Source organism: Ruminococcus flavefaciens MA2007 (assembly GCF_000621845.1).
Classification (GTDB): domain Bacteria; phylum Bacillota; class Clostridia; order Oscillospirales; family Ruminococcaceae; genus Ruminococcus; species Ruminococcus flavefaciens_E.
In genome coordinates, this window is sequence record NZ_KK211355.1 from 244,449 (window position 1) to 271,342 (window position 26,894).

Genomic DNA, 26,894 nt, shown 5'->3' on the forward strand with positions numbered 1-26,894 from the left:
TCCGCAGATGATATTTTCAGAGCTATGGCTCGTATCTTATCTGCGGAGGCTTTTTATGAATGAAGATATATTATGGGATAAATTCGCCGAAACAGGCAGGATAGAGGACTATCTGCGGTATTCGGCTTGCAGGGAAGATAAACATGACTACTGTTGAAGGCATCGTCCTTAAAGAGCGTTCTGTGGGAGAACAGGACAAATTCATTGATATACTCACCAAGGAGAGCGGAGTTATCGAGGTTTCCGTCAAAGGCGCAAGGAAAATAAACGGAAAATCGGGCAGCTCTACTCAGCTTCTGGCGTATTCTCGGTTCTGCATAGACAAGAGGGGCAGCTATCTGTACCTCAACAGTGCAGAGCCGATACATATTTTTTACGGGCTCCGCGAGTCCCTTACCAAGATATCCCTTGCCTCTTATTTTGCGGAGGTGCTTCGCTTCTGCATAAGACCTGAGACTCAGAACGGGGATATACTGCGGCTCATGCTGAACTGTCTCCACTACCTTGAAAATGGCGAGCGTGATGAAGCCTTCCTCAAAGCAGTGTTCGAGCTGCGACTGATGTCCGAGACAGGCTATATGCCCGATATCGTGGCTTGCAGAGGCTGCGGCGTTTTTGAGCCCGGGGAGCTCTTTTTTTGTATCCGCGACGGCGGCTTCTTCTGCGCAGACTGCTTCGAGAGCGAGAACGCAGACGACTTTATGAAGATAAAACTGCCTGTACTCAGCGCTGTGCGGCATATAGTTCTTGCGGATATGGGCAGGCTTTTCAATTTTCGCGTGTCCGAGGGCACTCAGCAGAGACTTTCGGCACTGGCGGAGTCCTATGCGCTGACTCATCTGGAGCGCAGCTTCGGGACTCTGGATTTCTACAGGTCGCTTCTCTGAAAGACTGAATTTTTGGCTTCAATGTAATTTTTTTTATGATTTTTAGCGCAAATAATGAAAAAGTTATTGCATTATTGCTTTTTTTGATGTATAATTATAATGTCTATTTATGCATTGAAGGGGAGGTGCGCACTGTGAAGAAGAAAAAAACAATAGCTGTTATTGCTGCTGATGTGTTCAACGACTACATGAACCGTATTTTTGTGGGAATTTCTGAGCAGTGCAAAGAGCTGGGCTACGATGTTCTGACCTTCCTCATGGCTTTCAATCTTGACAGCGGCAATCTCATTCAGCAGGGCGAGGAGAATATCTTCACCCTTGTTAAAAAGAATATAATAGACGGCGTTGTGCTCATGGCAGGTAATCTCGCCAGCCAGAACCTTATCGACAAGTTCGTGAAGGTGTTCTCTCACTGGGGCATACCTGTTGTGGCTCTTGACCACGACTTCGATTTCTGCGACAGCATTTACGCAGACGATACAAAGCTTTTCGAGCAGATGACCGACCATTTCATCGAGGTACACGGCTGCAGCAGGATAATGTGTCTTACAGGTCCCGATGGCAGCAAGCCTGCGGAGACAAGACTTGCAGGCTATAAAAACTCTATGGAAAAGCACGGTCTGGAGATCGGCGAGGGAGACATAGTCTACGGCGATTTCTGGAAGATAGTCTCACAGAGACTTGCCAAGGAGTTCATAGAGGGCAAAAGAGAAATGCCCGAAGCTGTTATATGCGCAAATGATACTATGGCAAGGTATCTTGCCAGCGCACTGGTCAAGGGCGGCAAAAATATCCCAGAGGATATAAGGATTTCAGGCTATGACGGCAGCAATGACGCTATACTGAATATCCCGTCCATTTCAACGGTGCTCCCCGAAAATGAGCGCATGGGCGCAAGAGCAGTATGCATACTCCACAAGAAGATAAGCGGCATTACTGTTGAGCCTGTGGAGACTCTTGCTCACGGAAGACTGCTGTTTGCACGTTCCTGCGGCTGCGGCAGCGCTACATATCACAGCGTTTCTACCCGTGAGGAGTACCATAACCGCGTTGTAAGATACGAGAATTATTTCAAGAAGAGCGGTATGCTGGAAAGCCTTATGGAGGAGGAGAACCTTGACGGGCTCCTGCATAAGCTCAACGGCTTTGTTTACGCTATAAACGGGCTGGATACCTATATGCTCTGCCTCAATAAAAACTGGGACAACATCGAGGGCGACGAGGGAGACTACGTCCGCGAGGGCTATGCTGCCTTAATGGAAGCAAGAATGGTCTATACCAGAAAAAAGACGGAATTTACCAGCAGGAGCTTCCGTTCAAACGATATCCTGCCTCATTTTATCGACGAGTATTGCAGCGAGCCGTCTACTTATTTCCTGCTGCCTGTTCACTTCATGGACAGGTGCTTCGGTTATTCGGTATTCAGATTCAGCGATATACGCTGTGCGGCAAGCAATGTTTTTGCTCTCTGGAACAGGAATATCAGCGTTGCGCTGGAGTTCCTCCGCGTGCGTACAAAGCTGCTCAGCATAAATCAGCGTATTTTCATGAGCTCTATCCGTGATACCCTTACAGGTATCTACAACCGTCACGGCTTCAACCGTATGGCGGAGGGCATATTCCGCAAGGCTTGTCAGGAGAAAAAACAGCTCTTTATCATCATTGCTGACCTTGACAGGCTCAAGATGATAAACGACAACTACGGTCATATAGAGGGAGACACAGCTATCACGGCTGTGGCGAACGCCCTTAATACCTCCTGTGAGATGAACGAGGTCTGCGCCCGTACAGGCGGCGACGAGTTCGCTATCATAGGCTGCGGAAACTACACCCCCGATAAGATACAGGAGCATTACAGGTATATCTACGACTATCTTACAAGGTATAACGCTTCTGCGAAAAAGGGCTATGCTGTGGGAGTCAGCCTCGGCTGCTTCTGCGAGGTGCCCGATGAGAACGAGCCTCTTGACAAGTATATCAAGATAGCAGATACCCGAATGTATGAAAATAAGGTGAAGCGCAAAAAGCTCCGAGAGGACTGAGGCTGCTGTGGGAACACGGCAGCTTTTTTTGTGCGTTTTGCCTTGATATAAAATATGTATTGCTATTGACAAAAAGGCTGAAATGTGGTAAAATAAACTGAATTGCAAAAGAAGCTTCGGTTTCAGCGCAAGACTATTGACCACTCCTTTCGGAGTCGAGGCCATACGGACAGCCGGGTCAAATGCCGAATGCCGAATTATCGGCTGGCAACTTTCTGTTGCCTTATTGATTCGACTGTGCGTCGATAAAGTTTTTATAAGTTCTCATCAGCTTGTGAAAGGTCAATAAGAGTAGTAAAAGGTAGTACTTGCTTGTATAGACTCTGAAACCGTATATGAAGTTTCTGCGTTTTCCGCATAATATTTCATGCACACAATGGCTGATAAGGTCTTTTGTGTGCATTTTTTGTTTAAAGGTGTGGTATTATGGAGAATAAACTGAAACTTTACGGATTCAATAACCTTACGAAGTCTTTGAGCTTCAATATATACGACGTCTGTTATGCCAAGACGGCACGCTCTCAGCAGGAGTATATCGCCTATGTTGACGAGCAGTACAACTCCGAGCGTATAACAGATATCATGACTCATCTTACCGAGATGATAGGAGCACAGGTGCTCAGCGTTTCACGTCAGGACTACGATCCTCAGGGCGCTTCTGCTACCTTCCTTATCGCCGACGATACTATGATACCCGCAGGGGGCACTGAAACTGTAGCTCACCTCGACAAGAGCCATGTTACCGTTCATACCTACCCCGAGTTCCACCCCGATACCTCTATCGCTACTTTCCGTGTGGATATCGACGTTGCTACCTGCGGCAAGATAACTCCGCTGACAGCCCTCGATTACCTCATCGGAAGCTTCGATTCGGATATCATCACCATGGACTACAGGGTAAGAGGCTTTACCCGTAATCTGGACGGCGAAAAGCTCTTTATCGACCACAATATCACTTCCATACAGGACTATATCGACTCAAAGATACTCGATAAATACGACGCTGTGGACATAAACGTATATCAGGCGAATATGTTCCACACAAAAATGCTCATTAAGGAGCTTGACTTGCAGAATTACCTGTTCAATACAGATGTGAACGAGCTTCCTCCAAGGCGCAGACTTGAGATAACAGACGCGCTGAAGCGGGAGATGATAGAAATTTTCAGCGGAAGGAACGTGTTCGGAAATGGCTGAGCTTTCCCAGACAAATGCGCCGATATATGAGGCGCTGAGAAAATTCCGCCGCATGAGAGTAGTGCCCTTTGATGTCCCCGGACATAAGCGCGGCAGAGGAAATATGGAGCTTACCGAGTTCCTCGGCGAGGACTGCATGAACGTTGACGTCAACTCCATGAAGCCTCTCGACAATCTCTGTCACCCCGTATCCGTCATCAAGGACGCGGAAATGCTGGCGGCTGAGGCATTCGGCGCGGCTAACGCCTTTTTCATGGTGGGCGGAACTACTTCTGCGGTCCAGAGCATGATAATGTACGCCTGCAAGGAGGGCGACAAGATAATCATGCCCCGAAATGTCCACAGAAGCGCTATAAACGCGATGATACTCACAGGCGCTGTGCCTGTTTACGTAAATCCCGACGTCAATCATCAGCTTGGCATCGCGCTGGGTATGTCTGTTTCACAGGTGGAGCAGGCTATCCGCGACAATCCCGACGCCAAGGCTATAATGATAAACAATCCAACATACTACGGCATTTGCTCCGATTTGCAGAGGATAACCGACCTTGCCCATGAGCACGGTATGCTGGTGCTTGTTGACGAGGCTCACGGCACCCATTTCTACTTCGGAGAGAACTTCCCCATAACCGCTATGGCGGCAGGGGCGGACTGTGCTTCCGTAAGTATGCACAAGTCTGGCGGAAGTCTTACCCAGAGCTCATTCCTGCTCATGGGAAAGAACATCAACGCCGACTATATGCGTCAGGTGATAAATTTAACTCAGACTACCAGTGCTTCCTATCTGCTTCTGTCGAGTCTGGATATCTCACGAAAGAGACTTGCTCTCGGGGGGCGTGAGATTTTTGCACAGACTGTTGAAATGGCAGAATACGCCCGCTCGGAGATAAACGAGATAGGCGGATATTACGCTTATTCAAGGGAGCTTATCAACGGCGACAGTATCTATGACTTTGACGTTTCAAAGCTGAGTATCTATACCCTGCCCATAGGTCTTGCAGGTATCGAGGTCTATGACCTTCTCCGCGACGAGTACGACATACAGATAGAATTCGGCGATATCGGCAATGTTCTCGCTTACATCTCGGTAGGCGACAGAAAGCGCGATATCGAGCGCCTTATCAGCGCTCTTGCCGAGATAAAGCGCCGCTTCGGAAAGAGCAGCGCACATATGCTCACTCAGGAGTATATAAGTCCTGTAGTTACGGAAACTCCGCGAAAGGCGTTCTATGCGCCCAAGCGTTCACTGCCTCTTGAAGAAGCGGCAGGACACGTTTGCAGCGAGTTTGTAATGTGCTATCCGCCCGGTATACCAATACTTGCTCCGGGAGAGCTCATAACTCCCGAGATAATCGAGTATATCAGGTACGCCAAGGAAAAGGGCTGTCAGATGACAGGTACAGAGGATATAAAAATCGAGAGACTTAACGTCCTTGATATATAAGTCGGCATAATAAAGGCGGCATTTTTGTTATTTTTTATTTAGGGGGAAATGTATATGAAAAAAGTAGGTATCATCATGAGTGTGCTTATGGGAGTTACCATGAGCTTCTGCCTTTCGCTTACGAACTCTATTGTGTCAGCGGATAAATTCGATATGACGCAGTTTCTCATAAGCTTCGGCGCAAGCACGGTGCTCAGCCTGATAATAGGCTTGATAGTGCCTATGAAAAAAGTTGAGGACGGAGCCTGCAAAGCAATGAAGCTGAGAGAGAACAGTGTTCCTGCAAAGCTTGTGTCTGCATTTATCTCGGATATCATATACACTCCGATACTCACATTGTCAATGATAATCATAGTACGCAAAATGGTAATGAAGATGAGCCACGGACACGCAGTGCTCCCACCCTTTGCGACAATGTTCATAAAGTCTTTTATACTCAGTCTGGTGGTTGCGTATATCATCATTCTTATCGTAACACCGATATTCCTGAAGCTTTCATTGAAGCTTGCAGGCGTTAATCCCGCAGGAGGTCCGCCTGCTGATAAAAAATAATTTGCGGAGCTAACTGTTTTTTTGATGTTAGCTTGTAGGGGCTGATGCTTAACAAGCACCCGTACCCTCTGTCAGCTTTGCTGACATCTCCCTACACTGTAGGGAGTCACCCACATCAGCCCGACTATATTCCGCAATTAAGCGGGGCGATGTGGGCATCGCCCCCTACATTTGGGAGTGATACCCATTTTGCAAAGCATAATGGGTATCATAGAACGGAGGTATTGTATGGAATTATGGTTCACGGAGAGACATACTCCTAATGTTAAATTTTCAATAAAGGTCGATCATCAGCTCTACAGCGGCAACAGCGAGTTCCAGCGTATCGACGTTTTCGACTCTAAGGAGTTCGGGCGGTTCCTCACTCTCGACGGCTACATGATGCTGACGGAGAAGGACGAGTTCATCTACCATGAGATGATAACTCATGTGCCTATGGCTGTACACCCGAATCCCAAGAATATACTTGTCATCGGCGCAGGCGACGGCGGCGTTGTCCGCGAGCTTACGCGCTATGCCTCTGTTGAGAGCATAGACCTTGTGGAGATAGACGAGCTTGTTGTGGAGGTCTGCAAGAAGTACCTGCCCACTACAGCCTGCCGTTTCGACGATCCGAGAGTTCACGTATACTACGAGGACGGCGTGAAGTTTATCCGCCGATGTACAGACCAGTATGACGTTATAATCGTGGATTCCACCGATCCTTTCGGTCCTGGCGAGGGACTCTTCACCAAGGAGTTCTACGGAAGCTGCTTCAAAGCGCTCCGCGACGACGGTATCATGGTAAATCAGCATGAGAGCCCGTTTTACGACGAGGACGCAGCCGCTATGCAGCGCTCGCACAAGCGCATAGTGGAGAGCTTCCCCATAAGCAAGGTATATCAGGCTCATATCCCGACCTATCCCTCGGGACACTGGCTCTTTGGCTTTGCTTCAAAGAAATATCACCCGACTAACGACTATAACGGCACAAAATGGAGTATGCTCGGCATAAAGACGCGCTATTACAATCCAAGACTCCATACGGGAGCTTTTGCTCTCCCGTGCTATGTAGAGGAGCTTCTCAGAGATGTTGAATAAGAATATACAGACCTTTATCGCCTGCGACAGCGAATATGAGGACGCTAAGATAGTCCTCTTCGGAGCAGGCTTCGACGGTACTACAAGCTTTCGTCCGGGAACGAGGTTCGCACCCTCGGCTATCCGCAATGAGAGCTTCGGTATCGAGACATACAGTCCTTACCAGAATAAGGAAATGACCGACTACAGCTACTTCGACAGCGGAGACTTAGAGCTCCCATTCGGCAGTACAAAGCAGGCGGTTGCCGATATCACAGCACGCTCAGAGAAGATACTTTCCGACGGCAAGCTGCCCTTTATGATAGGCGGCGAGCACCTTGTAACTCTGGGCTCGGTCAAGGCGGTCAATGACAAGTATGACGACCTTTATATCGTTCACTTTGACGCACACGCTGACCTCCGCGACGACTATCTCGGTCAGCAGATGTCCCATGCCTGTGTGCTGAGACGCTGCCACGAGCTTGTTGGTGACGGTCATATCTTCCAGTTCGGTATCCGCAGCGGTGACCGCGAGGAGTTTTACTTTGCGGACAAGCATACGGAAATGCATAAATTCAATTTCGACGGGCTTGAAGAGGTCGTTGAGAAGCTCAAGGGAAAGAACGTTTATTTCACCCTTGACCTTGACGTGCTTGATCCGTCCATATTCCCGGGCACGGGTACTCCCGAGGCAGGGGGCGTGACCTTCGAGGAGCTTAGAAAGGCTGTGACGCTGGTTTGCAGCAGGCTCAACATCGTAGGCTGCGACGTGAACGAGCTCAGTCCCGTTTACGACCAGAGCGGCGTTTCCACAGCAGTTGCCTGCAAGATAATCAGGGAAATGCTTCTGGCTCTTTCATAAAAAGTCTGTATGGGGGAAATGATATGGACTATAATTTTAATAATGATAACAGGGACGACTTCACACTGAAACGTGAAGCTATGGTGGATAAGTTCCGCGAAAAGAATGATCTGGAAACAAGAGCAAATGAAAGCCTTAAAGCAAATAAAGCTTTTATGAAGCTACGCATACGTATTTGTTTTCTTTTTATACTTGGCGGTCTGGTGTTCTTCATACTGGGAATGGTTCAGGTAGGTCTGCTTATCAAGTCTAAGCACGACTGCACAGTACTTGTCAAGGGCAAGGTGGATTCATTCGCTGTCAGCTCTTCTATATCTGATGAGGATTCGTCGCCGTCCTATGCTCCCGTGTTCAGCTATGAGTATAACGGCGAGAAGCATATCTATGACGGAGATACCTACTCCGACAAGGGCAAGCTTTACGTGGGACAGGAGGTAGACGTTTACGTCGATCCCGACAAGCCTGACCATATTTATGTGCCTGCTTACAAGGCAAAGAAAAGAACTCCTATCGCTTTTATCATTATCGGACTGCTGATGTCCGTAGGACCTGTTTTGTACTCGCTCCATGAGTACAGATGCGTCGAAAGATACTGGGAGAACGAAAAAAGCAAGGCGCTGTAAGCCGTAAGATGAATGATATCGAGGAAAATATGGATAATAATTCTTATAATGATACGAAAAACAGAAAAAATCCTGCTGGGATCATAATAATTGCTGCCGCAGTTGTGATTTTTCTTGTGGCTGTAGGCGGTATAATACCGTTCATAATGGCAAAAAATCTCGTAGGCGACGCAATAAGAAAGGACACTACTCAGTATAATGTCCCTATTACCGCGGTCATTACCGAAAACCGCGTCAGAGAATCGGACGGCGGTCCCGGCAACAGCATTGCCGACACCAAAACGGGCAAGGTCTATACTCCCGTTTATGAGTACGAATACAGGGGCAAGACCTACAGTGTTGCAGGCAGCGTAGCTTCAAGTGAGAAGAAATATGAGGTGGGAGACAAGGTGAATGTCCTTATTTCGGACGCTAACCCCGGCAAGATGTACGATCCCGAGTATAATCCCACCAAGGTAATAGATGACTTCGGACACAAGATATCGGGTACGTTTATTCTTATACTTGTTGTACCGATAATAATGCTGGCAGTGCTGACGGCTTTTGTTATTATAATAATCCTCCGTGCTTCAAAGAAGAACAAGGCAAATAATGACGAAGAAAACGATCATGATCCCAATGACGACTACAGAGGATAAACGCAATAAGAAAGGCAGGATATGATATGAACATTTTCAGAGCACAGAATGTTTCGGGACTTGCCGAGATACGCATGAAGTATCTCCGCGAGGACTTCCCCGATATGACTACTGCGCAGGCGGCTCAGATAAAGGCTAAGCTGCCGCGGTATTACTCAGACCACCTTAACTGCGACTTCTTTGCATATCTTGCAGAGGAGGGCGGAAAGATAATCGGTTCGGCATTCCTTACAGTAAGGGAGCTTCCGCCCAATCCCAATTTCCCCAGCGGACGTGTGGGAACGGTGCTGAACGTATTTACCGAGTCGAGCCACCGCCGACAGGGTATAGCTACAGCGCTCATGGAACTCCTGATATCAGACGCAAAGGTAATGGAGCTTGACTATATCGAGCTTAAAGCCTCCGAGGACGGCTTCAAGCTTTATAAGCAAATGGGCTTTGAGGTAGAAAACACAGGCTTTACAAATATGAAGCTGAAAATAAGATAATATGCTGAAACTAAAATATTGAAAGGATATTATCAAATGAAGAAAATATTTGCATGGTTTAGTCCCAGCGGAATATTATTCATACTTATTGGCTGCTTATTATTTGTATTTGTTTTTTTTATAAAAAATATGTCTGTTGAAAAGTCTGAAAAATGCACTTTTGAGACCGAGGCTGTGGTAGAAAAAATAGTTGACAGCCGCAACTACGATAATGAAAGAACTCATATGCCAGTATATTCTTATGTTTATAATGGTGAGCCTTTTAAAGCAAATGGTTCAATCTCTCAAAAAAAGCCCAATGTAAAAGTAGGAGAGACAGTAAAGTTCTTTATTGATCCTGATGATCCGACGGACTATTATTGTCCCAAGGAAGAAAAAGGTGATAACCTTGCTTTTATAGCTATTATTATTATGGGCGTGGCTCTTTTTGCTGCGGGCATAGATTCAATTAGAAAAGAATATCAAAATAATACTGAAAAAAATTTTTAAGATACGGAGGAAATTAAAATGGGAAAATGTATGATCATCGGCTGCGGCGGTGTTGCGTCCGTAGCGATCCACAAGTGCTGCCAGAACAGCGAGGTTTTTGAGGGCATTATGATAGCAAGCCGTACCAAGTCAAAGTGCGACGCGCTGAAGGAAAAGCTCCAGCCTACAACAAAGACTGTTATCGAGACCGCACAGGTAAACGCTGATAACGTTGACGAGCTTGTTGCTCTTATCAACAGCTACAAGCCTGACGTAGTGCTTAACCTTGCTCTCCCTTATCAGGACCTCACTGTCATGGACGCTTGTCTCGCTACAAAGACTCATTACGTTGATACTGCCAACTATGAGCCTCTTGATACTGCAAAGTTCGAGTACAAGTGGCAGTGGGCTTACCGCGAGAGATTTGAAAAGGCCGGTATCACAGCCCTCCTCGGAAGCGGCTTCGATCCCGGCGTTACAGGAGTATTCTCCGCTTACGCTATGAAGCATGAATTCGACGAGATAAACTACATCGACATTCTCGACTGCAACGGCGGCGACCACGGCTATCCGTTTGCGACAAACTTCAACCCCGAGATAAATATCCGCGAGGTTTCCGCTAAGGGAAGCTACATCGAGGACGGCAAGTGGGTAGAGACAGAGCCTATGGAGATAAAGAGAGTTTACAACTTCAAGGGCGTCGGCGAGAAGGATATGTATCTTCTCCACCACGAGGAGCTTGAATCCCTTGCACTCAACATCAAGGGCATCAAGCGTATCCGCTTCTTCATGACATTCGGTCAGAGCTACCTCACACATCTCAAGTGCCTCGAAAACGTTGGTATGACATCTATCGAGCCTATCATGTATGAGGGCAAGGAGATAGTACCGCTCCAGTTTCTCAAGGCTGTACTGCCCGATCCTGCGTCACTCGGTCCGAGAACAGTGGGCAAGACCAATATCGGCTGTATCTTCCGCGGCAAAAAGGACGGCAAGGACAAGAACTACTACCTCTACAATATCTGCGATCATCAGGAGTGCTACAAGGAAGTGGGTTCACAGGCTATTTCCTATACAACAGGCGTACCTGCTATGATAGGTGCTATGATGATAATGACAGGCACATGGAAGAAGGCAGGCGTTTACAACATCGAGGAATTCGATCCAGATCCGTTCATGGAGGCTCTCAACAAGTGGGGACTTCCATGGGAAGAGGACTTCGATCCTACTCTTGTTGACTGATTTGCGAATAAAAAGGATCATCGTCTTTACGCTTTTTGCCGTATATATCATATGTGCGGTATTCATGCTGTTCTTTATGAGGAAAAGCCTGCTGGGGAGGTGCTCCTATGGGGAATACTTCCGAGAGAACACAAACTTCGTACCGTTCCGCACGGTCATTGAGTTTGCAGGCTATATCCGCGATGACGACACGGTGTACGGGGATATCTCCTTTGAGAATATCTTCGGCAATGTCATTGCGCTTATGCCTATAGGCTTTTTCTTCCCTGCAATATGGAAAAAACAGCGCCGCTTCGGGAGCTTTCTGCTGACGGCTTCGGCGGTGATAATCGGCGTGGAGACGATACAGTTCATTGCAATGTGCGGCGCCTGCGATATCGACGACTTTATACTGAATCTCACAGGCGCAGTCATGGGCTTTGGCTTTACAAGGCTCAATATAGTGAAAAGACTGATGTTTATCGACGTCATCTTAAAAAAAGGAGAATAGAAATGTCACATTTCAAGAATTTCAAGAAGATAATGGCTGTTGCCGCAGCAACAACTATGCTCATGCTCACAGGCTGCGGAAAGAGCATTTCCACCTCTGACGTAAACGATACGCCTCCCACAACTAATTCAAATCAGTCGGGAAACATTATCGTTCTCACACTTCACCCCGACGCAGCGCCGATTACCTGCGAAAACTTTGAAAAGCTGGTAAATCAGGGCTTCTACAACGGACTTACCTTCCACCGCGTAGTTGACGAGTTCATGGCTCAGGGCGGCGATCCAAAGGGCGACGGCACAGGCGGCAGCGCTGACACTATCAAGGGCGAATTTGCTGCAAACGGCGTTAATAATCCGCTTTCACATCAGCGCGGAGTCGTTTCAATGGCTCGCAGCATGGATTACGACAGCGCTTCAAGCCAGTTCTTCATCTGCTACACAGGCAATTATGCTTCGTCTCTGGACGGTCAGTACGCTGCATTCGCAAACGTTACCGAGGGCATGGAGGTCGTTGACGACTTCATGAAGGTAGAGCGCGACCTTAACTCTATGGGCGAAATGGCTTCACCGAAAACTCCTATCATAATGGAGAAGGTAGAGATGATAGCTCCCGATGAGAACGGCTCTCCGAGAGCAATGATAACCATGAACGACTTTATCAAGAAATGATGGATTATAATTTCGATGTAAATAAAGTGCCGACTCCCTGCTACATAGTGGATGAGTCGGCGCTTATCCGTAATCTGGAGATACTCCGCGGCGTTTCCGAGAGAACAGGCGCGAAGATACTCCTTGCACAGAAGGCATTTTCCTGCTATCACCTCTATCCCATGATAGGGGAGTACCTTGCAGGCACGGCTTGCAGCGGACTTTTCGAGGCAAAGCTGGGCTATGAGGAAATGGGCAAGGAAAATCACGTTTTTTCCGCAGCCTACCGCGAAAGCGAGATAGACGAGATAATCTCATACTGCGGACATATCATATTCAATTCGTTCACGCAGCTCGACAGGTACCGTGACCGCGTTCTTGCGGCAGGCAAGAAGATAGGACTGCGCATAAATCCCGAGCATTCCACACAGGAGGGGCACGAGATATACGATCCCTGCTCGCCTAAGTCAAGGCTGGGCATTACCCGCAGGAACTTCCACGATGATGACCTCAGCGGTGTTACGGGACTTCATTTCCATACTCTCTGCGAGCAGAATTCCGACGATTTAGAGACTACTCTGGACGCAATTGAGGATAAATTCGGAGATATACTGCCGAAAATGGAGTGGATAAACTTCGGCGGCGGTCACCACATCACCCGTGAGGACTACGATATACCGCGGCTGGAGCGCTGCATACGCCGTATGCAGGAGAAGTACGGGCTTGAGGTCTTTCTCGAACCCGGTGAAGCTATCGCTCTCAATGCAGGCTGGCTGGTGACGGAGGTCCTCGACCTTACGGAGAACGATATGCCTATCGCTATCCTTGATACCTCGGCTGCCTGCCATATGCCCGATGTACTGGAAATGCCATACCGTCCGCCCCTTGTGGGCTCGGGAGAGAGCGGCGAGAAGAAGTACAGCTACCGTCTGGGCTCTCAGACCTGCCTTGCAGGTGATGTCATTGGGGAGTACTCCTTCGACGAGCCGCTGAAGATAGGCGACAGGCTTGTATTCGGCGATATGGCTATATACTCAATGGTCAAGAACAACACCTTCAACGGTATGCCCCTGCCGCATATCCTGCTTCTGAAAAAGGACGGCAGCTTCGGGACTCTGCGCAGCTTCGGCTATGAGGACTTCAAGGAGAGACTGTGATGACGAATATTTACTTTGTGCGCCATGCACTGCCCGATCATTCATGCAGGGACGCGGCGCTGAGACCGCTCACCGATGAGGGCATGAGAGATACAGCCGAGGTAGTCCGCGCAATGAAGGATATACACCTTGACTACGCAGTATCCAGTCCCTATAAGCGCAGCTATGACACTATCAAGGGAGCTGCTGACGACCATGGGCTGAAAATAGAGCTTGACGACCGCCTCCACGAGCGTATCAGCGGCGAAAACGGCAACAACCGCGAGATGTTCCAAAGGCGCTGGAGCGATTTCAGCTTCTGCGAGGAGGGCGGCGAGAGCCTTGGCTCGGTGACAGAGCGCAATATGGCGGCTGTCCACGATATGCTCCGCGCCCATGAGGGGGAGAATATCATGGTAGGAACTCACGGAACAGCCCTGAGTACCATACTCAATTACTATGACAGCACCTTCGGCGTTGAGGGCTTTCTGCGTATCATCAACTATATGCCATATATAATCAGGCTTGGCTTTGAGGGCATGAAGCTTGTTGACAAAGAAGAGATACTTATTGTTGATAAGCCTTTTGATTGAGAACTAAGAGCTAAGAACTAAGATTGTAGGGGCGGCGTTCCGCCGCCCCTACAAAATACGTCTGCGTTAGCGGAAATATTAATTATGAATCAAAAAAGGACTCGATAGAGTCCTTTTTTCTTATATCCCCCGAATTACAGCCATTTATACGTTAAAACTGCCAAATAGAGGAAGAAGATATTGTATAAATAGACAAAGCTGATTTAACTTTTTACGATTTTATTTACAACTCTTACTGCCTGTGCTATAATTATGATGTATAGGTGCATATTCCGAAGCTCTGCTTTCCCTGTGCTCAGCTCCCGATATCACCGCATTTGTGACAGCTCCGATTTAGGCAGCGGAGGTCATCGTTAGAAAAGGAGTAAAAACTATGGCTACAAAATCAAGAAAGCTGGCTTTGCAGCTTTTTGCCTTTGCAGTTTCCATTGTCATGTTGCTGGCAGCGTTCGCGGCAGTTCCGCCCGTCAGCGTTCATGCGGCAGGAACAGACCTGTACGTGGGCTACTCAGGCAGAAACAACAACTTCTCAACAGTGCAGGCGGCTGTTGACAAGGCTGCAAGCCTCAATCCCTCATCAGAGGCAAACCGCGTGACGATACACATAGCTCCCGGTACATACCGTCAGCAGGTCATCGTCCAGACGCCTTACATCACATTCGTAAACGACGAGCCCCAGAAGGGCAGCGCAATTCTCACATGGTACTACGGTATCGGCTACAAGTACTACAGCGCAAACTCAAAGGGCTACTATGACGCAAATCTTGCTAAATCAAAGAGCGGCAAGAACGTTTCAAACTACCGTTGGGGCGCTACAGTTCAGCTCTGGCCAAAGGCTACAAACTTCAAGGCTAAGAATATCGTTTTCGAGAACTCCTTCAACCGCTATCTCACTCAGGAGGAGCTTGCGGACGGCGTTGAGTGCACCAACGAGACATTAAAGGTACAGCGCTACAACGGCGTTGACGTAAAGTCAAAGGCTTATACCGAGCGTGCGGCTGCTCTCTCAGTTGATACAGGCTATGCGGAGTTCCTCAACTGCCAGTTCCTGTCAAGTCAGGATACTCTTTACACAGGCGGCTCTCCTCAGTACTACAAGAACTGCCTTATCGAGGGACAGACAGACTATATCTTCGGCGGAAGCAACGCTGTTTTCGACAGCTGCGAGCTTCGCTGGAAGGGCTACAGCAGCGGTTCAGTAGGCGGTTACATCACAGCGGCAAGAGAACAGGGAAGTCCTTACACAGGATATCTCTTCAAGGACTGTAAGGTAACAGCAAACAGCGGTCTCACAGTAACAGCAGGCTATCTCGGCAGACCGTGGGCACAGAGCGCAAAGGTTCTCTTTGTGAATACTACTCTCCAGAACGGCAATATGATAACAGCAGCAGGCTGGACTTCGATGAGCGGCGTACAGCCCGAGAGCGTCAGCGGCTTCAAGGAGAACGGCACGAAGCTCTCAAACGGTCAGCGTGTTGATCTTTCACAGAGAAAGGGACATATCGTATCCGACAGCGACGCTGCAAGTATAAATATCAAGAGCTACATGAACAACTGGACACCGTCGTTCCTCAACGGTGATTCCGGCAGCACAGGTAATCCCGGCAATAACGACCAGCCTTCCAACGTACAGGGCGCTGTCAAGACCTGCGGCGGCTGGTTCGAGGAAGCCTACGTTGAGTGGGACAGCTCAAAGCTTGGCAATAACGTCAAGGTAAGCTATGCTCCCTCGGGCAGTACAAGCTTCACAGCTGTTGATTCGCAGCTCATCAGAGGTACAAGAGTTGATATCCCAGGACTCAAGGGCGATACAGAGTACGATATCGTATTACAGGGCTCAAACGGCACAGCAGGCTGCAAGATAAAGACTATGGCTTTTGACCGCAGCGGCTACGCTCACTATAACACATCAGAAGCTGTGGGAGCTTACAACAACGACGGTACTCTGAAATCAGGAGTGACAGTTATCTATGTGAACAACTCAAACAAGGATTCTGTCACATACGGCGGTCAGACAGGTCTCTACAACATCTTCTACAGCGGAAAGCCTAAGAACGTTGTATTCAGACTTATTGGCAGCATTGATGTGCCAAAGGGTGCAAAGGCTAACGACGGTCAGCAGAACGACGGCTCAAATATGCTGTATCTCCAGAACGCTGAAAACGTTACTATCGAGGGTATCGGCTATGATGCCGCACTCAATCAGTGGGGCTTTGAGATGAAGCGCTCAAAGAGCTGCGAGGTCCGCAACCTGTGGCTGGGCAAGTACCCTGATGACGGCGTATCCATGACAGGCTCTGCCGACAACAAGTCAAATCATATGTGGGTACACAACTGTACTATCGAAAAGGGCTATAATGCTTATGCAGGCAACGGTATAGTAGATGCCGACAAGGCAGACGGCGACGGTTCACTGGACATAAAGTGGAGTGAGTATATAACAGTTTCATATAATCTGTTCAAGGATGGTCACAAGACCTCACTTGTAGGCGGCGGAACCAATCATGAGCAGGACTGGATAACCTATCACCACAACTGGTTCAACAATACCGAGTCACGTAATCCCCGTGCGAGAAACGCACATATCCACAGCTACAACAACTACTTCTACAATAACAAGCAGTACGGTATCGGAGCTTCCTACAACTCAAAGGTATTCTCTGAGGCTAACTACTACGAAAAGACAAATCTTCCTCTTGATGCTGAGAATATGGGAAATGACGCATATTCGGGAACTATCAAGTCCTACGGCGACAAGTTCGACAGCTGCAATATGGGCAGCGGACTCGCTTATCAGATAGTAAACTCCAGAAACGACAAGTCCTATGTAGGCAACCTCAAGAGCGGCGGACAGGGCTATGATAACTTCGATACGGATTCATCGAAGATATACACCAGCTACAAGGTGCAGTCCGCAGACGCTGCTAAATCCGAGGTAATGGCTTACGCAGGACGTATGCAGAACAAGGCTTACAATGCAGGTACAGTCTCAGGCGGCGGAGATGTGGTCATCGACGAGCCTGTTTTAAAGAGCAACCTTATCTCCAAGTTCGAGACAAAGGACGCAAGTTACGGCGCACAGTGGTCTATCGCTGAGAGCTTCAATGTAGGCGACAAGGCATTCGGTGACCGTGAGCACGTTATCGCTTCTGTTCCGAGCAGCATAAGCGGCGGCGAGCAGATAATCACAGCCTGCAACTCAAAGAATACAGATTCAGACCTTGCAGTTCTTACAGCTGCCAAGGATATCACAGTATTCGTATGCATGGACGAGAGAGTAACATCTATCCCGTCATGGCTCGGCAGCTTCAACAAGAACGGCGAGATAGTTGAGGTCAACGACAGCGAGGCTATCAGACCATTCGATGTTTACGCCAAGGAGATAAAGGCAGGGGATACCCTCACTCTCGGAACAAACGGCATGAGCGGAGTCTGCATGAACTACATCGCATTCGTCAAGGAGACTCCCGTAGTTACAACAACTACAACTACAACCACGACGACTACTACAACGACTACTACTACAACGACTACTACTACAACAACGACTACTGAGTCCACAACTACTACGACTACAACACAGCCTGTACCACAGGGACTTCCGGGCGACGCAAACTGCGACAATACAGTTGACCTGTCAGACGCAGTTCTCATCATGCAGTCGCTGGCTAACCCAAACAAGTACGGAATCAACGGAACAGACGACCACCACCTCACAGAGCAGGGCTCTGCAAACGGTGATGTAGAGGGCAGAAACGGAATCACCTCCAATGACGCCCTTGCGATACAGCGCTATCTGCTCCACCTTATAACAACACTTCCGATAGACTAAATAATAAAGCCCGAGTTTAAAACTCGGGCTTTTAGCTTCTCGGAAAAGTGGCTTCCCCCATGAAATGGATTCCAAAGGGACTGTTTTACAAGAGGGGACGCCTTGCAAGTGAAGGCGTCCCTTTAATAAATTATGCTTTATATTACACAAAAAGGGCTATGCATTTGTATAGCCCTTAAAATTTTACTGATTATTCAGCGTCCTCAGCAGGAGCTTCCTCAGCGTCGTCCTCTGCATTCTCAAGGAGAGCACGCATAGAAATGCTGATTCTCTTTGACTCCTCGTCGATGTCGATGATCTTTACGTCAACCTCGTCGCCAACGTTAAGAACGTCCTTGACATTCTCAACCTTCTGGTCAGCGATCTGTGAGATGTGGATAAGGCCGTCAACGCCGTCGATGATCTGAGCAAATGCGCCGAAGCTTGTGATAGAAACGATAGTAGCCTTAACTACGTCGCCTACCTTATACTTGGACATGAAGATCTCCCAAGGATTGTCCTCAGCCTTCTTGAAGCCGAGAGAGATTCTGTTAGCCTCTCTGTCGAGGTCCTTGATGTATACCTCAAGAGTATCGCCAACGTTAACAACTTCGCTTGGATGCTTGATTCTCTTCCAAGAGAGCTCTGAGATATGAACCATGCCGTCAATGCCGCCGAGATCAACGAATGCACCGAAGCTTGTGAGTGACTTGACCTTACCTGTGTATGTCTTGCCAACCTCAGCTGTCTCCCAGAACTTAGCCTTAGCTTCTTCCTTCTTAGCGTTCTGAACAGCCTTGATAGAACCAACTGCTCTCTTTCTGCCGCCCTCGGAAACCTCAATAACGATGAACTCTACCTTCTTCTTGAGGAGCTGGTCGAGCTCTGCGCCTCTTGGGAGACCTGTGAGTGAAGCAGGGATAAATACTCTGACACCAAGAACTGTAAGTGTAACGCCCTTGTTTACAACGCTCTGAACAACGCCCTCGAGAACAGTGCCTTCCTGCTGAGCCTTTACGATCTTCTCGTAGCCGGCCTGCTCGTCCACCTTTCTCTTGGAGAGAGCTGCTGTACCCTCAGCATCATTTACCTTGATAACAACGAGGTCGATCTCGTCGCCAACGCTTACGATGTCGGAAGGCTTCTTTGAAGGATCGTCTGTAAGATCATCAAGAGCAACATAGCCTGTGTGCTTTGTACCGAGGTCAACGATTGCTTCTGTATTGTTTACGGCGATAACGGTGCCTTTAACTTTCTCTCCTGTATGTATTTTTTTGAATGATTCGTCGATAGCCTGTGCAAAATCGAAATCTTCATTCTGAGCTGCAAGAATTTCATTTTCTGCCATTTTGGTTTGTACCTCCTTGATTATATAGGCGGGGGTTGATGCGCCTGCAGTGATGCCGATCTTCTCGGCATTTGGAAGCTTTAAAGTCCGAAGCTCGTCCGAATTCTCAATATGATACGTTTTACAATAGCGGCTGCAGACTTCATAAAGCTTGACAGTATTTGAACTGTGTCTGCCGCCGACTACAAGCATTATGTCAGAGTTTTTGGCAAGCTCGGCAGCGTCGGACTGACGTGTGTCGGTAGCGTTGCAAATGGTATCATATATGACGATATCGGGATCGTCCTTCGGGATCACGTTTAAACACTCACCCCATACTACTATATTATACGTCGTTTGCGCCACAATTGCAAGCTTTTTTCGCAAATTTTTATAATTTTTTTCAAAAAAGGCTTTTAGCTCAAAGTTGTCCTTAAAAACAAGGCAATTTTCGTCACAATGACCAACTATGCCCTGAACCTCGGGGTGGTTGCGGTCTCCTGCGATGAGGATAAAGTATCCCTCGGCAGTTTTTTCAGCCACTATCTTGTGGATACGGGACACGAAAGGGCAGGTAGCGTCCAGCATACGGTTACCCTTAGCCTTTATCTGCTCGTAAATCTCCCTGCCTACGCCGTGGGAGCGGATAACTACGGTCTCATCGGGCTTCAGCTCGTCAACCGTGTCGATTATCCTTGCGCCCTTGGCCTGCATATCGTTTACGACGTCCTGATTGTGGATAATAGGACCGAGAGTAGCCACATTTGTGTTCTTTTCCAGCTCGCCGTAGACCATTTTCACGGCTCTGTCAACGCCGAAGCAGAAGCCTGCCGACTTGGCAACTGTTACCTTATTCATCAGCCTTATCCTCCTTTTTCTCCTCGGCAGGAGCCTCCTGCTCGCCTTCAACGAGGAGCTTTATATCAGCCATATAGCGGTTTTTGAGCTTTACCAGCTGACGCGGATTGGGAGTGTCACTTATCTCGCAGTACTCCGCAGGATCAATGGGAGTTCCGTATTTTACGGTGATATGTGTGCGGAATCTGAGCTTTCCCTCGAAAACTATACCTACGGGGATAATATGCTTGCCTGAACGGGCGGCGATAAGTGCCGCGCCTGTGTGACCTCTGCCCACCTTGCCGTCCTTGGAGCGAGTGCCCTCGGGGAATATCATAAGGCTTCGTCCGCTGTCAAGGCGTTCAACGGCAGTATCTATAACTCCAGTGTCGCCCTTGCCGCGGGCAACGGGAAAAGCTCCGAGGGAGCTTATGAGCCACGCAAAGAGCTTGTTTTTGAAGAGCTCCTCCTTAGCCATGAATGCGTATTTGCCCCTGCCGCCTGCACCGAGAATAGGCGGATCGGCGTTTGAGCGGTGATTTGAGGCGTAGATAACAGGAGTACCCTTGGGGATATTCTCCCTGCCCTCAAAGCGGAGCCTGTATGCGATGTGCATTGCGAGCCATACCAGAAACTTTGCTATGTAATACATAATGTCTCACCTCAGTAATTGTTTTGCCATTCTATAGCGGCTGCCCTCGTCGGCAGTAACAGCGTAGCCCAGCCTTGTGTAAAGCCTGTAGGCTTTCTCGTTGGACTTTTCAACATGGAGCACAGCTGTCACCACAGACTTATCCCTGCCGTATCTTTCGGCAAACTCTATAAGCTTTGTGCCGATGCCCTTTCCGCGGGATTTTTCAGCTACAGACAGGTCGTCGAGATAGATGAAGCTGTCATGCAACTCGACCGAGATGTAGCCGATAACTCCCCCTTCAGCCTCGGACACGTATATCACGCCGTCGCTCTCGGAAAAGAACTTGTTGAGATATCTGTCCTCGTAGCCTGCGGCGTCCTCACAGCTGTTTACACTTCTCAGCATTTCCATGAAAAGCTTCTCAATGGCGGGTATATCCCCGCGTACAGCTTTTCTGTAAACAATATCCATCAGCCTATCTTGTCCTTGATGACCTTAACGATAGCTGCCGCGGACTCCTCTAAATTCAGCTTTGTTGTGTCCACAAGCACAGCGTCCTCAGCCTGTTTCAGCGGAGCTGTCTCACGGTGCATATCCTGATAGTCGCGCTTGATGATGTCGTCGAGTATCTCCTGATATGTGGGGCAGTTGGGCTTTTCGGCAAGCTCCTTGTAGCGGCGGTTAGCTCTTTCCTCGGCAGAAGCAGTGAGGAATATCTTCACATCAGCGTTGGGGAGAACTACCGTGCCGATATCGCGTCCGTCCATGAGAACGTTGTTCTCACGGGCTATTTTCTGCTGAGTCTCGAAGAGGTATGCTCTTACCGCAGGGATAGCCGATGTGCGTGAAGCCGCCATTGATATCTCGGGAGTTCTGATAAGGTCGGAAACGTCCCTGTCACCGAGGAAAACACGCTGTGCGCCGTCGATGAATCTGAGCTGAACGTCAGCCTTTGGCAGAGAAGCCTCGATATCCTCGTCCTTGATGTTGTTCTCGGTGATATAGAGGGCGATAGTGCGGTAGAGAGCGCCTGTATCCACATAGATGTAGCCAAGCTCCTTTGACACCATTTTTGCGATAGTGCTCTTGCCTGCGCCTGCAGGTCCGTCGATTGCGATATTTACAGTTTTCATGATGATAGCTCCTTTATATAATAAGTATACTCTGTTATTTTTTATTCTTTGCCATGTAAGCCTCAAAGCTTTCCGCAGCTCCTGCGGAAGTGGCGGTATAGGCGTAATAGGAGAGGATATATGACGCGTCAACGGCGTTTACTGAACCGTTTGCGTCAACGTCAGCCGCAAGAGCCTGTCTGTCGTCGGTAAAGGTGGTCTTTTTGCCGCTGGACATGGAAGCATACTCAGTCAGCGCTATGGAAGCGTCAACGGCGTTGACAGAAAAATCGTTATTTATGTCGCCTAACTTGTAGGGCGGATCGGCAATAACGGTAATTCCGCCTGTAGCGAGTCCGTTTGTGAAGATATGCTTTGTCAAAGCTTCACCCTTGCTGTCATAGGCAAAATTGGTGAACAGCGGCTTTATCTTGCCGTATTTGGAGTCACCTATCTTTACGTCGAATACATCGCCTGCCTTGCAGTCCTCGGGAAGGTCGAATGTGAGCTCCCACATAACGCCGTCAGCGCCGAGGTCGGAATCTCCGCTGGTGGTAAGCACCATGAAATCCTTGGTATCGCCGAAAGCCTGTCCTGTGGTGAGCTTTTCCACAGCCTTGCCTGCAACTGCTGTCTCAGCGGTCATGCGGCTGTCGTAGTAAACATAGATGAGAGTATCGCAGTACAGCCCGTTTGCGCCGTCAACTATTATTGACACCTGCTGTTTCTTGTTCCTTGCTTCGGTCTGGCAGACCTCGGTATTTGTGATGTGAAAAACAGGCTGTCCCTGTACAGCAGGCTTGTATGTAGTGGTAGTCGTTGTAGTCGTCGGTGCGGCTGTAGTGGTCCTGACTGTTGTCGTTGTCGTCTTGGCAGTAGTAGTTGCCTTTGCGGTAGTTGTGGTCACAGCCGCCTTTGCAGTCGTAGTAGTGACTGCTTTTTTTGCCGTAGTAGTCACAGCAGGAGCGCTTACCCTGTTTGTATTATAAATAGTATCGCCGCTTACAGCAGCTTTTTCTGCCATTGTACCCATGGGAGACGGCAAAGCGCCGACTGTCAAAGCTGCGGCAGCTGCCGCGGAAATAAGCCCTTTAAGCTTCATAAAAACCTCCAAAAATTACGTTATATCCCTGTGCAGCTGGATTATTCGTCCATTCTGCGAAGTCTCCACTCGTCGTACTGCATTTTCGACATGAGCACCTTTCGGGGCTTAGCGCCCTCGCTGGCGCCGATGACTCCGCGCTCTTCAAGCTCGTCCATGATACGTGCTGCTCTTGCATAGCCCAGCTTCAGCTTTCTCTGGAGCATTGATGTAGACAGCTGTCCTGCGTCTACGGCTACTTTTATAGCAGCCTCCACGATATCCTCGTCGCTGCCGCCGCCTGTAGGAGCACCGCTGTCAGAGCCGCCTGAGCCGCCCTGAGCCTGAGGAGAATAGCCCTCAACAGTTTCAACGACCTCGGGATCGTATTTTACTTCCGTCTGTGACTTGATGAAGCGGACGGTCTCAGCAATATCGTCGTTAGGCGAGAAGCAGCCCTGTACACGGACGGGCTTTCCTGCGCCTATAGGCATATAGAGCATATCGCCGTTTCCGAGGAGCTTGTCAGCTCCGCCCATATCAATGATAGTACGTGAGTCGGTAACGGATTTTACCGAAAGAGCGATACGGCTTGGAATATTAGCCTTGATAAGACCTGTGATAACATCGGTAGTAGGACGCTGAGTTGCTACTACAAGGTGCATACCTGCGGCACGTCCCATTTGTGCAAGTCGGCAGATGAAGTCCTCGACGTCCTTGCCTGCGACCAGCATCATATCAGCCAGCTCGTCGATGAATACAACTATCTGGGGCATTTTCACAAGGTCGCCGTCCACCTCTGCAAGCTCGTTGTAGGACTTTAAGTCGTTGGCGCCTGCCTCTGCGAAGATATTATAGCGGCGCATCATTTCGTTTACCGCCCAGCAGAGAGCGCCTGCGGCACGTTTACAGTCCGTAACGATAGGAATGAGCAGATGTGGGATATTCTCGAATATCTTGAATTCAACTATCTTAGGATCTATGAGTATGAGCTTTACCTCGTCGGGAGTTGCGTTGTAGAGGATACTCATTATAATAGAACGGGTGCAGACGGATTTACCCGAACCCGTAGTACCTGCGATGATAACGTGGGGCATTTTTGCAATGTCGCCGACAATGGCGTTGCCTGTGATGTCCTTGCCCACAGCAAAGGCAAGCTTGCTCTTTGAGTCTCTGAACTCCGAGGATGTCAGTATCTCGCGGAGAGTTACCATGTCCTTTGTGGAGTTAGGTATCTCGATGCCTATAGCCGCCTTTCCGGGGATAGGAGCTTCTATACGGACGCCCTGAGCCGCAAGGCTGAGAGCGATATCGTCCTCAAGTCCCTTTATCTTAGAGACCTTGATACCTGGAGCAGGCTGTATCTCGTAACGGGTGATAGAGGGACCGCGGATAAGGTCCTTTATCCTTACAGCCACGCCGAAGCTTTTCAGTGTGTTTACGATGACCTCTGCCTTTTCGCGCATTTCAACCATAGCCTCGGTGCGGTTTGAGCGTATCTCGGGACGGGTGAGTATGTCGATAGGGGGGAGTATGTACACGGGCTTTTCTTCCTCGGGCTCTTCCTCCTCGATGATCTCTTCGTCAGCGTTAACGGGCTTCTTGTCAGCCGCCTTGCTGATAAGCTGTTCGAGTCCCTCGTCGGTGACTGCTGTCTCCTCGTTTTCTTCGGGAATTTCCTCGGGCACTGCCTCAGGAGCCTTTACCTTTTTCAGCGGCGGAAGCTTTTCCGCAGGTGAAGGCGCGGGAGACTGATCGATATCGACATCTATGGAGCTTCCGTCGTCCTCGGGCACAGCGCTGTCGTGAACGATAAGGTGGTCTGTGGGGAGCGGTATATCCAAGTCAAAGAAGCCGTCGGGGAGAGCCTCCACAGCTTTTTTGTTCTGCGCCTTTTTCTCAGAGGGCTTCTGTGAGGACTTACGGGAATTAGCGATGTTTATAGCTTCGAGGTCGGCGTCGAAGTCGCGCTTCTCGCGGTCGTCGTCGTTGTCGTCGTCCTCAAATGCGTCTACGAAGTCTCCGCCGATGAACATATTCTGTATGCCGTTGACGCACTTGCCGATGAATACGAATGGAGTTGCAAGGAGCTTGAGAAAGTCCACAAGTCCGCGTCCCGAAAGGAGCATACCGAACACGAAGAACAGTACCAGTGATATGAGCCTTGCGCCAAGCTTGCCGAAGAATTTCAGCAGAGGTCCTGCGAAAAGGAGACTTGCCACGCCGCCGCTTTTCAGCTTAGCGCCCTCCTCGTAGAGTATCTTGAAGTGACCGCCCCATGTACCGCCGGGGATACGTCCCACCACGAATATCTGGAATGCGGCGCTTGCAAGGAATATCATGGCGATACACCAGACGTTCCTGCCGCTGAGGTCCTTTTTGGTCTGCTCGGTGCCAAGTTTAACCGCTGTGTATATGAGTATAACGGGTATGAGGAACGCCGCTATGCCGAAAACTCCAAGCAGAAGATTATGCAGTGCCAGCCAGCCTTTTGTGCCCTTGACAAGCACCATGAGAGCGGTGAGGACTCCCAGTGCGAAAAGGAGTATCGACCACAGCTGGTTGCTTTCATTCTGCGGAGCCGTCGTCTTTGTATTTGCCTTGACGGGCTCTCTTTTGGGAGCTTCTGACTTTTTCTTTGGTGCTCCCTTTGTAGTTTTCTTTGCTTCTGCCATATTTGCCTCCGTTGTTCTTTCACATTATGTATCCGTGCCGATATTGTAGCATAAAATATGCGCAAAAAAGCGCGTATCGGCACAGCGCGGTCAATCCGCGTATCTTTTTTCTGTAGTTTCTATCATTTCGTAAAGACAGTCCATTGCGTCGCCGAGACTTCCGAGACTGTCGATAAGTCCCAGTTCTACGGCTTTTTCGCCCTCAACAACGCTTCCCACATCGAGAACGAGCTCCTCGGTGTTCATCAGCAGAGTTCGGAAGTTCTCCTCGGTGATACTGCTGTTCTTCGTGACGAAGCGCACTATCCTGTCCTGCATCTTGTCGAAATAGGAGAGAGTCTGGGGCACTCCGAGAACGGTGCCGTTCATGCGGACGGGGTGGATAGTCATTGAAGCCGTAGGAACGATGAATGAGCGCTTTGCACTGACAGCGAGGGGGACTCCGATAGAGTGTCCGCCGCCCACGACCAGCGATACGGTGGGAGTTTTCATGCCTGCGATAAGCTCCGCAATGGCAAGTCCTGCCTCCACGTCGCCGCCTACGGTGTTGAGGATAATGAGCAGTCCCTCAACGCTCCTGTCCTGCTCGATAGCCACAAGAGCAGGGATAATATGCTCGTATTTGGTGGTCTTGTTCTGCTCTGCCAGAACGTAGTGTCCCTCTATCTGTCCGACTACGGACAGGCAGTGGATAAGGTGCCTGGAGTTCCTTGATACAGTCTGACCGTTTTCACGGGCGAGCTGAGCTTCTTCAAGCGCCTCCTCGGCAGGAGAATCGACCTTTTTGTTTTCGTCTGTCATGTATACACCTCCGAAGCTATTTTGCGCAGGCTTCGTGAGCGTATACATTATTTATTATATACTTTTGTATTTTAAAAGTCAAGCGAATTAAGAGCTAAGAACTAAGAGCTGAGAACTAAGAGCTGAAAATTGAGAGTTAAGAATGCAGGGGGCGCTGGCACAGCTCTTTCCGAAAATAATGCAGCCGTATACATTTTGCGGCGTAAGCGATATTCGGCTAACGATCCTGATGAATGTGAGCGAGTTTA

The 26,894-nt window shown here is 49.0% G+C and carries 24 protein-coding genes; 17 read left to right on the forward strand and 7 right to left on the reverse strand.

Translation table 11 applies throughout. The annotated features are described in order from the left end of the window. Window positions 1-143 precede the first annotated feature (143 nt). The 17 genes from recO to T497_RS0114245 all read left to right on the forward strand — a co-directional run bounded on the left by recO (window position 144) and on the right by T497_RS0114245 (window position 18,200). Window positions 144-887 (forward strand): DNA repair protein RecO, encoded by a 744-nt coding sequence (recO, locus tag T497_RS0114170; RefSeq protein WP_037325226.1) that lies wholly within the window; start codon window positions 144-146, stop codon window positions 885-887. A 134-nt stretch (window positions 888-1,021) separates the two neighbouring features. Continuing rightward, window positions 1,022-2,929, forward strand: a complete 1,908-nt coding sequence (locus T497_RS0114175) for a substrate-binding and GGDEF domain-containing protein (protein WP_028516186.1) — start codon at window positions 1,022-1,024, stop codon at window positions 2,927-2,929. Between the two features lie 426 nt (window positions 2,930-3,355). Further along, window positions 3,356-4,126, forward strand: a complete 771-nt coding sequence (speD, locus tag T497_RS0114180; RefSeq protein WP_028516187.1) for an adenosylmethionine decarboxylase — start codon at window positions 3,356-3,358, stop codon at window positions 4,124-4,126. Continuing rightward, window positions 4,119-5,570, forward strand: coding sequence for an aminotransferase class I/II-fold pyridoxal phosphate-dependent enzyme (locus T497_RS0114185; protein WP_028516188.1), 1,452 nt, complete (start codon window positions 4,119-4,121; stop codon window positions 5,568-5,570). Before speD ends, T497_RS0114185 begins: the two co-directional genes overlap by 8 nt. Before the next feature lie 54 nt (window positions 5,571-5,624). Beyond that, window positions 5,625-6,122, forward strand: coding sequence for a hypothetical protein (locus T497_RS16990; protein WP_051530691.1), 498 nt, complete (start codon window positions 5,625-5,627; stop codon window positions 6,120-6,122). A gap of 228 nt (window positions 6,123-6,350) precedes the next feature. Then, window positions 6,351-7,202 (forward strand): polyamine aminopropyltransferase, encoded by an 852-nt coding sequence (gene speE / locus T497_RS0114195; protein ID WP_024862200.1) that lies wholly within the window; start codon window positions 6,351-6,353, stop codon window positions 7,200-7,202. Then, a complete protein-coding gene (speB, locus tag T497_RS0114200; RefSeq protein WP_028516189.1) occupies window positions 7,192-8,043 on the forward strand; it encodes an agmatinase in 852 nt (283 codons plus the stop codon). The genes speE and speB overlap by 11 nt, the downstream gene beginning before the upstream one ends. A 23-nt stretch (window positions 8,044-8,066) precedes the next feature. Then, window positions 8,067-8,666 (forward strand): DUF3592 domain-containing protein, encoded by a 600-nt coding sequence (locus T497_RS0114205; protein WP_028516190.1) that lies wholly within the window; start codon window positions 8,067-8,069, stop codon window positions 8,664-8,666. A gap of 29 nt (window positions 8,667-8,695) precedes the next feature. Then, entirely contained in the window at window positions 8,696-9,304 is a 609-nt protein-coding gene (locus T497_RS0114210) for a DUF3592 domain-containing protein (protein ID WP_196243048.1), read from the forward strand. 26 nt (window positions 9,305-9,330) lie between these two features. Further along, window positions 9,331-9,792: a GNAT family N-acetyltransferase gene (locus tag T497_RS0114215; RefSeq protein WP_028516192.1), complete on the forward strand. Its 462-nt coding sequence runs from the start codon at window positions 9,331-9,333 to the stop codon at window positions 9,790-9,792. A 36-nt stretch (window positions 9,793-9,828) separates the two neighbouring features. After that, the gene (locus T497_RS0114220; RefSeq protein ID WP_028516193.1) at window positions 9,829-10,281 is read left to right on the forward strand and encodes a DUF3592 domain-containing protein; all 453 of its coding nucleotides are present in this window, start codon (window positions 9,829-9,831) and stop codon (window positions 10,279-10,281) included. Between the two features lie 18 nt (window positions 10,282-10,299). Next, a complete protein-coding gene (locus T497_RS0114225; RefSeq protein WP_028516194.1) occupies window positions 10,300-11,502 on the forward strand; it encodes a saccharopine dehydrogenase family protein in 1,203 nt (400 codons plus the stop codon). A 1-nt stretch (window position 11,503) separates the two neighbouring features. Then, window positions 11,504-11,992, forward strand: a complete 489-nt coding sequence (locus T497_RS16995) for a VanZ family protein (RefSeq protein ID WP_037325229.1) — start codon at window positions 11,504-11,506, stop codon at window positions 11,990-11,992. 2 nt (window positions 11,993-11,994) lie between these two features. Next, window positions 11,995-12,660, forward strand: a complete 666-nt coding sequence (locus tag T497_RS17000) for a peptidylprolyl isomerase (protein WP_051530692.1) — start codon at window positions 11,995-11,997, stop codon at window positions 12,658-12,660. Continuing rightward, the gene (gene nspC, locus T497_RS0114235) at window positions 12,660-13,796 is read left to right on the forward strand and encodes a carboxynorspermidine decarboxylase (protein WP_028516196.1); all 1,137 of its coding nucleotides are present in this window, start codon (window positions 12,660-12,662) and stop codon (window positions 13,794-13,796) included. Before T497_RS17000 ends, nspC begins: the two co-directional genes overlap by 1 nt. Next, window positions 13,796-14,368 (forward strand): histidine phosphatase family protein, encoded by a 573-nt coding sequence (locus T497_RS0114240; RefSeq protein WP_028516197.1) that lies wholly within the window; start codon window positions 13,796-13,798, stop codon window positions 14,366-14,368. Before nspC ends, T497_RS0114240 begins: the two co-directional genes overlap by 1 nt. Window positions 14,369-14,741: 373 nt before the next feature. After that, window positions 14,742-18,200: a pectinesterase family protein gene (locus tag T497_RS0114245; RefSeq protein ID WP_028516198.1), complete on the forward strand. Its 3,459-nt coding sequence runs from the start codon at window positions 14,742-14,744 to the stop codon at window positions 18,198-18,200. A gap of 190 nt (window positions 18,201-18,390) precedes the next feature. Here T497_RS0114245 and T497_RS0114250 read toward each other — a convergent pair whose 3' ends face one another. The 7 genes from T497_RS0114250 to T497_RS0114280 form a co-directional block, all read right to left on the reverse strand. Next, a complete protein-coding gene (locus T497_RS0114250) occupies window positions 18,391-20,364 on the reverse strand; it encodes a bifunctional 4-hydroxy-3-methylbut-2-enyl diphosphate reductase/30S ribosomal protein S1 (protein WP_028516199.1) in 1,974 nt (657 codons plus the stop codon). Next, window positions 20,357-20,995, reverse strand: a complete 639-nt coding sequence (locus T497_RS0114255) for a lysophospholipid acyltransferase family protein (protein WP_028516200.1) — start codon at window positions 20,993-20,995, stop codon at window positions 20,357-20,359. Before T497_RS0114255 ends, T497_RS0114250 begins: the two co-directional genes overlap by 8 nt. A gap of 6 nt (window positions 20,996-21,001) precedes the next feature. Continuing rightward, the gene (locus T497_RS0114260) at window positions 21,002-21,448 is read right to left on the reverse strand and encodes a GNAT family N-acetyltransferase (protein ID WP_028516201.1); all 447 of its coding nucleotides are present in this window, start codon (window positions 21,446-21,448) and stop codon (window positions 21,002-21,004) included. Continuing rightward, window positions 21,448-22,110: a (d)CMP kinase gene (gene cmk, locus T497_RS0114265; protein ID WP_028516202.1), complete on the reverse strand. Its 663-nt coding sequence runs from the start codon at window positions 22,108-22,110 to the stop codon at window positions 21,448-21,450. Before cmk ends, T497_RS0114260 begins: the two co-directional genes overlap by 1 nt. Window positions 22,111-22,144: 34 nt before the next feature. Further along, the gene (locus tag T497_RS18605) at window positions 22,145-23,191 is read right to left on the reverse strand and encodes a dockerin type I domain-containing protein (RefSeq protein WP_028516203.1); all 1,047 of its coding nucleotides are present in this window, start codon (window positions 23,189-23,191) and stop codon (window positions 22,145-22,147) included. Window positions 23,192-23,232: 41 nt separating this feature from the next. Continuing rightward, on the reverse strand, window positions 23,233-25,845 hold the full coding sequence (locus T497_RS0114275) for an FtsK/SpoIIIE family DNA translocase (RefSeq protein ID WP_028516204.1): 2,613 nt from the start codon (window positions 25,843-25,845) through the stop codon (window positions 23,233-23,235). 90 nt (window positions 25,846-25,935) lie between these two features. Then, the gene (locus T497_RS0114280) at window positions 25,936-26,646 is read right to left on the reverse strand and encodes a ClpP family protease (RefSeq protein WP_028516205.1); all 711 of its coding nucleotides are present in this window, start codon (window positions 26,644-26,646) and stop codon (window positions 25,936-25,938) included. Window positions 26,647-26,894: the final 248 nt, after the last annotated feature.